Below are 8,582 nucleotides of genomic sequence, written 5' to 3' on the forward strand. Positions count from 1 at the left end.
ATTTTTAAAAGATTATTTTAAAACCGGCATAAACTCGTAAAATTCTAAAATAAATTTATACTTTTACGCTCTTATATCATGATCGATTTTGCATTGAAGAGCCTCGTGTACGAGTGTTTTTGCCATGACACGCTCTTCGTTTATTAGGTGGAAATTTTTACCTAACTCACCAAAAATATCTTTATTACCCTCACCATTTATTTTTATTATAGTTTGGGTATTTACGCCGTAGTCTTTTATCTTTTGCGCGATGAGCTCCACTCTTTGCTCATTGTTAACAGTTATAATAACAGCAGCTGCATCGCTTAGGCAGGCATTTTCAAGTGTGTGACTTTGAAGAACGTTACCTAAAAATACATTTTCCCCGCGGCTCCTACCAAGCTCAACTAGACTAATATCGTTATCAAGCACAAGGTACAAAAGCTTTGTCTCTTTTAGTCTTAAAACGACCTCTTGTCCAAGTCTCTCATAGCCAAAGACTACGATGTGATTTTTGATTTTTTGCGGCTTTAGAGTTTCATTTGGTTCAACAACGATCTCACGTTCTATGAGGTCTGCTATCGCATCTAGTTTTTTAAGTATAAAAGGCGTAGCAAACATCGATACAACTGAGGCTGCGATAAAAATTTGAGCAGTTTGTATATCAAGTAAATTTCTAGTAGTCATTAGTCCAAAAACAGCTAGTGCAAATTCGCCTATTTGACAAACACTAAGTGCAGTTTTTGCAGCAACTCTTCGCTTTAAGTAGATGTTTAAGATAGCAAAAACAACAACTGCTTTTATCACCATGACACTAAATACTAGGCCAAGAACAAGCCAGATGTTTGAGATAACTACAGCAAAATTTATCTGCATACCAACGGTTATAAAAAATAGTCCAAGAAGCAGATCTCTAAAAGGTATGAGATCAACTTCGATTTGGTGTTTATACTGTGTCTCAGCCATCATCATACCGGCCAAAAATGCACCCAAAGAGTATGAGAAGCCAAAGAAGTGAGCCAAAGTACTGGAGCCAACGACCATAAATAAAATCGTAGCTATAAAAACTTCTTGCGAATTTGTTTGAATAACTTTATAAAATATCCAGTTGATGACATATTTACCAAGTAAAAATAGCACAACGATAAGAATAATCGCACTTGTAAATGTCTTTAGTAAAAGCTCATTTATTGAAGCATCTTGCGAGCTAAACATATCTATCATAAGCAAAATAGGAATGACGGCAATATCTTGGAATAGTAAAATCCCAAGTGCTTTTCTGCCGTAAATTTTACTCACATCGCCACTATCGTTTAGTGTCTTTAGTACGATCGCAGTTGATGAGAGTGCAAGCGCAAGACCTGCAATAAGTGCCGTTTCGTCTTTTAAGTGAAGGGCATAATAAAGCATCACACTCATTATAAAGCCACTTAAACAAACCTGTAAGCCACCATTTAAAAAGACCTCTTTTTTCATGCCCATTAAGTGTTTAAAGCTAAACTCAAGCCCAATGGTAAACATCAAAAACGCGATACCAAATTCCGCGATATGAGAAATTTCATCATTGCTTTTTAGGTTGAAAAATTCTGATATAAGCGTACCTGTTACGATGTAGCCGATAATGGTTGGTATCTGAAATTTTTTAAAAATGACATTTAATGCGACTGAGATCGCTACAACAAGCAAGAAACCTTCTAAAATTTGTTCCATAAATTATCTTTTACCTTCGTAAAATACAAGATCAAAGCTATTTTTTCTCTTTACGAGCGATCTTTTTGTGCTAGTTTGACTGGTAGCTTCGTGCAATTTTTTATTTAGCTCATCAATAGTTGATTCTAAATCGTCAATTTTTTCTTTCAACTGAAGTATCACATCAACGCCGGCTAAATTTACACCTAGTTCGCGGGTTAAATTTAGTATAGTTTTTACGCGATCAACGTCTTTTTGTGAGTAGAGCCTCATCTTGCCATCTGTTCTTGATGGCTCGATAAGTCCCTCTCTTTCGTATTGTCTTAAAGTTTGTGGATGTATGCTTAAAACCTTTGCAACAACGCTTATTAAAAAAAGTGGTTCTTCATAATTTTGCATTTTTTACTCCGGTAATTTTTCTTTTAGCTCTTTTACTAAGCCTTCATCAAGCTCACTGATATTTGGAAGTTTTACCCTGGCTTTTAAGTAAAGATCTCCATAAATTCCGCTCTTTCTATTTTGCACACCATATCCTTTTAGGCGGATCTTTGTACCTGTTTTTGAGTTCTCAGCGATCTTAATCGTGACATCTTTTTTGTAAGTATGTACATCGACCTTTCCGCCAAAAAGCATAGTTTTTAGTGGAATTTCTATATCTTTATAAAGATCGTCTCCGACTCTTTCATATTCGTCGCTTGGCTCAACGCTAATAGCAAGTATAAGATCGCCTTTTTGACCACCAGCGCTTTTACCTTTGCCTTTTACGCGAAGCTTCTCGCCGCCTTCTATGCCACTTGGAATTTTTATCTTAATGCTTTCGCCATTAAAATTTATCTTATGTTCGCCACCAGTTACAGCCACGTCAAATGGTATAGAAATTTTTGCATTTACGTCTAGATCAGCTCCGCCAAAGCCAAATCCACCACTACTAAATCCGTCAAATCCTCCAAAATTGCTACCAAATCCGCTGCTAAATTTAGCTCCACCGCCGCCAAAGCTACCTGAGAAGATATTCTTTAAAATTTCATTTAGATCGCCCATATCGGCTGAACTACTAGCAAAGTCGTGGAAATTTTGACCGCCAAACATAGTATCGCCGTACTGGTCGTATTGAGCTCGTTTTTTATCGTCGCTTAAAATTTCATAAGCAGCATTTATCTCTTTAAATTTATCTTCTGCTCCAGGGTCTTTATTGATGTCTGGGTGATATTTTCTGGCAAGTTTTCTATAAGCTTTTTTTATCTCGTCGCTTGAGGCACCCTTTGAAACCCCTAAAGTCTCATACAAGCTTTCACTCATATATTCTCCTTATATTTTTTTGATACGGATTATATCACAAAGCTTTAGCCTATGCAAGTCAAGTTTATTTTTGTTTAATAACAAGAAAAAGTGTTAAGATTTTATTTTTTCACTATATTTATAATTTGCAAAAAAATTTAGTTTAAAGGAAAAAAATGAAAAAGATTGTGCTAATTTCATTAGTAGCAGCTTCTTTTTTAGTGGGGGCTGATATTAAATTTAATGAAGCTAACTCTAATATCACGAGAGTCTCGCCACTTAGCGATAAAAATAGTGTACTTTCTTATTATGACTCGATCGCTCAGGCAAAGCTTTCAGTTGTAAATATCTCAACTACAAAAACGGTAAATAACGCTGGTATTGAGCAGATGTTTAATGACCCTTTCTTCAATGAATTTTTTGGATTTAACTTTGCAAAACCAAAAGAAAAAGAAAAAACTACTTCACTTGGCTCTGGCGTTATTATCTCAAATGATGGATATATCGTTACAAACAACCACGTTATAGAAGATAGCGATCAAATAGTCGTGACTCTTGCAAATGGTGGTAAAGAATTTAAAGCCAAATTAATAGGAAGTGATCCAAAAACCGATCTAGCCGTCGTAAAGATAGAAGCAAACGGACTAAATGCGATCACTTTTGCAGACTCGTCAAAGCTACTTGATGCAGACGTCGTATTTGCAATAGGTAATCCATTTGGCGTTGGTGAAAGTATCACTCAAGGTATCATTTCAGGGCTAAATAAAGATAATATCGGCCTTAATCAATATGAAAATTTCATCCAAACAGACGCCTCGATAAATCCTGGCAACTCAGGCGGCGCTTTAGTTGATAGCAGGGGCTATTTAGTCGGAATAAACTCAGCCATACTTTCAAAAAGTGGTGGCAATAACGGTATTGGTTTTGCAATCCCATCAAATATGGTAAAAGATATCGCTAAAAAGCTGATAACTGATGGCAAGATCGAACGTGGCTTTATCGGCGTTACTATTGCAAATTTAACTGATGAGCAAAAAGAGCTTTACACAAATAAAGAAGGTGCTTTAATAAGTGGCGTAGAGCAAGGCATGCCAGCAGATGAGGCTGGGCTAAAAAGAGGCGATTTAGTCATATCAGCTAACGATAAAGCTATCAAAAACGCAAATGATCTTAAAAATTTCATTGGCTCACTAACTCCAAATAGCAGCGTTGATATAACTTACGAGCGATCAAATAAAATAATGAATGCAAAAATCAAGCTTGCAAACGCTGATCACAATTCAAAAGACATAGCAAAAAGCATTATCATCGAAGGACTTAGCGTCAGTAATCTAAGCGATGAGATAAGATATAAATACAAAATCAGCCCAGATACTCAAGGTGTGCTAGTAACTGATGTGAAATCAGGCTCAAAAGCTGAAGACTTTGGCTTTGAAAGAGGCGATGTGATCGTACAAGTTGGCGAAGAGAGCATAAAAGATCTTCAAACATTTGCAAATACAATCAAAAATACAAAAGGTAAAAAGACGCTAGTGTGGATAAATCGCGGTGGTATCATACAAGGCCTTGTTATAAAATAATCATCTAAGAGCTGAAATTTCAGCTCTTAACCCTTTTAAATTTTTAAAATCTTAATCTGCTATAATCCTTAAAAATAAATTTACAACAGGAAAGATCATGACTAGAATTTTAATGATAGAAGATGATATGGAGCTTGCTGAAATTTTAACTGAATATCTAGAAAACTATGATATTGAAGTAGTGACTGCTGAAGAGCCATATATCGGACTATCTACGCTAAATACAAGTAAATTTGACCTAGTTATACTAGATCTTACATTGCCTGGTATGGATGGATTAGAAGTTTGTAAAGAGATCAGGAAAAATCACAACATCCCTATAATCATATCAAGTGCAAGGCATGATATAACAGATAAGGTAAATGCTCTTGATAACGGAGCGGATGATTATTTACCAAAGCCATATGACCCACAAGAGCTTTTGGCTCGTATCAAAAGTCACCTAAGAAGGCAGAGTATCACCCCAGCAAGTGAGGCGAGAAATTTAAATAAAGACTTGGTTCTAAAAGAATTTGAACGTGAAATTTTATTTAAAGGAAACGTGCTAAATTTAACTGCCGCAGAATACGACATCTTAAAATATCTACTTTTAAAAGAGGGCGGAGCGGTTACTAGAGAGGAGCTTATCTATAACTGCGAGAGCATAAATGAAGATAGCTCAAACAAAAGTATAGATGTCATCATCGGCAGAATTCGCCAAAAACTAAATGAAAATCCAAAAGAGCCAAAATACATCCACGCGATCCGCGGTATCGGCTATAAATTGGTTCTTTGATGCCAAGATCGTCTATTTTTATAACCATAACTTTTATCTTTGGACTCGCGCTCGTTTCGATATTTCTAGCTTTTTTGTGGCTCATGGGCTTTGATAAGCAAAACTATACAAGAGAGCTAAATAACAAATACTCAAACGTCGCTAGGACAAATTTGTTTTATATGGGTGGCATCATAAATAAAACTCAGTACGACCGCCAGCTTTCAAATATCGATATGCCAGAGATCAAAGACGAGAAGAAAAAAAATGAAATTTTAAAACAAGCGACCGTTTTAGAAGAAATTTCAAGCGATCTAGGCTCAAGTGCTATCTTGCTTTATGATAAGCACCATTACTTAAGGATTGAGCATTTAGACGAGCTAAAACTTTTAATGGATAAGGAATTTCAGCCTTACAGATACGAGGTGATAAAGGCTGTTTTTCTGGTGGTTGCGGTCATTTTGCTAGGTGCTTACATTTTTGTCATATATAAGATAAAGCCGCTTAGAAAGCTAAAGCGTCAGATCGTAAAATTTGCAAATGGTGAGCTTGATGGTGTGCAAAATGTTGGTAACGGCAAGGATGAAATTTCTGAAGTTTCTGAAGCATTTTATGAGGCGGTTTGTCAGATCAAGGCACTTAATGACTCAAGGCATCTTTTTTTAAGAAATATCATGCACGAGCTAAAAACTCCTATCACAAAGGGGCTAATAGCCGCTCAAATGATAGAAAAAAGCAAAAATCAAGAGAGGCTGATCTCTGTCTTTCACAAGCTTGAAAACCTAATAAACGAACTTGCAGCGATCGAGCAAATAACATCAAAAATAGGACTTAGCAATAAAACGCCATGTTTTATGAGGGATCTCATCGATGAGGCAATTGATATAGCCATGGTTGAAAAAGAGTGTGTTGGTGTCAGTGAGCTTGATGAGGTTAGGGTGCTTGTTGATTTCAAGTTATTTTCGGTCGCTATAAAAAATATGATAGATAATGGCATAAAATATTCAACTGATAAGCACGTAAATATCGTTGTTAGCAAGGATCATATGAAATTTATAACTCAAGGCGAGAAGCTAAAAAATGATCTTGACTTTTATGTCCAGCCATTTATCAAAGGAGAGGATACGCAAAAGAGTTTTGGACTAGGTTTATATATAGTTAGCAATATACTTGATGCTCATGGACTCAAATTTAGATACGAATACAAAAACGGAATGAATGTCTTTGTTTTTGAAAATTTACAAGATATAATAGTGACTTAAATAAAACATAATAAACAAAAGAGGGCTAAAAATGGCAGCAAAAATTTTCTCACCAGTTGATATCTTATCAATAATAGATCTTGAAATAGCTTTTATAAATCGTTATAAAAATGTAAAAGATTATGCGAAAAATTTATCTTTGATATATTTTTCTTTGCCAAGCACTAAAGAGTATAGTGAACTCTTTGAAAAATTTTTAAGACAAACTGACGTCGTTGTAAGAGAGAATGAGCATTATGTGGTTGTACTTCATGGAACAAATGAAAGAGGAGCTAGCGAGCTATTATCGGGTATTCAAGAGTTTTTAAACGCTGAGCCAATTGATTTGATAGTAAGCTATCCAAAAGATGGAAGAAACGCTAAAGAGCTTACTACTAAGCTTCAAGATGAGATAAAAGACAATTATGGCGTATTGCTTGAAATGCTTTCAAATCAAGAAAAATTTGAAGCTTTTGAAAGCATGATTTAATATAATTTTGTGGAGTTTGTTTGGAGAATTTACTACTATTTTTTGCAGTTTTGCTTATAACTAGCATTCTTTTAAGTAAGATCTCTGATAAATTTGGAATTCCATCTTTAATAGTATTTTTAGGTGTCGGTATGCTGGCTGGCTCAGACGGCTTGCTGGGCGTAAATTTTGACGACCAAGTAATCGCTCAAAATGTCGGCATGCTGGCACTCATATTTATACTTTATGCTGGTGGGCTAGACACTGATTTTGCAGCGATTAAACCGATCTTTGGTAGAGGTTTGGCTCTTGCTACACTAGGTGTTTTTTTAACTGCACTAGCTATCGCTCCAGTAGCAAAATATCTGCTTGATTTTACTTGGGCAGAGGCGTTTTTGCTAGGTTCTATCATCTCTTCGACAGATGCAGCAGCAGTATTTGCCATACTAAGAGCTAAGAAAATTTCACTTAAAAATAGAATTGCGCCATTGCTTGAGTTAGAATCTGGCTCAAACGATCCAATGGCGATATTTTTAACCATGACTATTATTCAAATGATCTCGCTAAATAGCACTCCAAGTGCGTCAGAGTGGGCGATTACACTGGTTAAGCAGTTTGGTATAGGTATCGCTATGGGCTATTTATTTGGCGTTGCTTTGCCAGCCATCTTTAATAGACTTCGCCTAAAAAGCTGGGGCCTTTATCCAGTTTTTTCTATCGCTTGGATATTGCTTTTATACACACTTTGCTTTAAGGTTGGCGGCAATGGCTACCTGGCTGTTTACATAGCTGGAATTTTTATAAACAAAAAAGAGTTTTCTCATAAGAAAAATTTAGTTGGTTTTCATGACGGTATCGCTTGGACGATGCAGATAGTTGTCTTTTTGACTCTTGGCCTTTTGGTAAATCCTTCCGAGCTTCCGGCAACGGCACTAATGGCGCTTGTTTTGGCCTTATGGCTTATGTTTTTTGCAAGGCCACTTGGTGTTTTTGCATCGCTTGTATTTTCAAAATTTAAGATAAATGAGCAAATTTTTATCTCATGGGTTGGACTAAGAGGCGTTGTGCCAGTCGTGCTAGCTACCTATGTTTATGTAGATGGCATACGTGATGCGGATATGATTTTTAACATTATATTTTTTATGGTTTTGATTTCTATTTTGATACAGGGCATGTCGCTTGGCTTTGCGGCTGATAAATTTAAGGTCAAAGAGAGCGAGCAAGAGGATGTTAAGCCAGTAGAAAACTCGCCGATCTTAAGCTACACGCTTCGTCAGCATACCATCCACTATGGCTCAAAACTAATTGGCAAAGATTTGGCTCAGCTTGAGCTTCCAACTGAGTTTTTAATAATCCTAATAAAGCGTAAAAATGAGTATCAAAAGCCAACTGGCTCAACAATCTTTGAAGAAAATGACTTGCTACTGATACAATGCGAAAATCAAGTACTTTATCAAGATACGATTAAGTATTTAACGTATTAAATTTAAGTTTTGTCATTGTTTGATGCTAAATTTTGATTTTATAAATTTATAACGCACGATAAATTTTAAAAAATAAAACTGCATGCAGTGCGAAGCACTAAAGCATGC

8 protein-coding genes are annotated in these 8,582 nt (G+C 35.9%); 5 read left to right on the forward strand and 3 right to left on the reverse strand.

All coding sequences use genetic code 11. The annotated features are described in order from the left end of the window. Positions 1–63: 63 nt before the first annotated feature. Genes F3H00_RS02865 through F3H00_RS02875 form a run of 3 tightly spaced genes read right to left on the reverse strand, consistent with a single transcriptional unit; the run spans position 64 to position 2,967 of the window. On the reverse strand, positions 64–1,689 hold the full coding sequence (locus tag F3H00_RS02865) for a cation:proton antiporter (protein ID WP_149703686.1): 1,626 nt from the start codon (positions 1,687–1,689) through the stop codon (positions 64–66). Positions 1,690–1,692: 3 nt separating this feature from the next. After that, a complete protein-coding gene (locus F3H00_RS02870) occupies positions 1,693–2,067 on the reverse strand; it encodes a heat shock protein transcriptional repressor HspR (RefSeq protein WP_148798415.1) in 375 nt (124 codons plus the stop codon). A gap of 3 nt (positions 2,068–2,070) precedes the next feature. Beyond that, positions 2,071–2,967: a DnaJ C-terminal domain-containing protein gene (locus tag F3H00_RS02875; RefSeq protein WP_021090570.1), complete on the reverse strand. Its 897-nt coding sequence runs from the start codon at positions 2,965–2,967 to the stop codon at positions 2,071–2,073. Between the two features lie 155 nt (positions 2,968–3,122). Here F3H00_RS02875 and F3H00_RS02880 point away from each other — a divergent pair, with 155 nt between their 5' ends. The 5 genes from F3H00_RS02880 to F3H00_RS02900 all read left to right on the forward strand — a co-directional run bounded on the left by F3H00_RS02880 (position 3,123) and on the right by F3H00_RS02900 (position 8,474). Then, positions 3,123–4,526 (forward strand): Do family serine endopeptidase, encoded by a 1,404-nt coding sequence (locus tag F3H00_RS02880; RefSeq protein ID WP_103579601.1) that lies wholly within the window; start codon positions 3,123–3,125, stop codon positions 4,524–4,526. A gap of 97 nt (positions 4,527–4,623) precedes the next feature. After that, positions 4,624–5,301, forward strand: coding sequence for a response regulator transcription factor (locus F3H00_RS02885; protein ID WP_103579602.1), 678 nt, complete (start codon positions 4,624–4,626; stop codon positions 5,299–5,301). Further along, on the forward strand, positions 5,301–6,542 hold the full coding sequence (locus tag F3H00_RS02890) for an ArsS family sensor histidine kinase (RefSeq protein ID WP_148798417.1): 1,242 nt from the start codon (positions 5,301–5,303) through the stop codon (positions 6,540–6,542). Before F3H00_RS02885 ends, F3H00_RS02890 begins: the two co-directional genes overlap by 1 nt. A gap of 31 nt (positions 6,543–6,573) precedes the next feature. Further along, positions 6,574–7,011, forward strand: coding sequence for a hypothetical protein (locus F3H00_RS02895; protein ID WP_021090991.1), 438 nt, complete (start codon positions 6,574–6,576; stop codon positions 7,009–7,011). A 20-nt stretch (positions 7,012–7,031) separates the two neighbouring features. After that, positions 7,032–8,474 (forward strand): potassium/proton antiporter, encoded by a 1,443-nt coding sequence (locus F3H00_RS02900; protein ID WP_148798419.1) that lies wholly within the window; start codon positions 7,032–7,034, stop codon positions 8,472–8,474. Positions 8,475–8,582: the final 108 nt, after the last annotated feature.

This window comes from Campylobacter concisus (genome assembly GCF_902460845.1).
Classification (GTDB): Bacteria; Campylobacterota; Campylobacteria; order Campylobacterales; family Campylobacteraceae; genus Campylobacter_A; species Campylobacter_A concisus_X.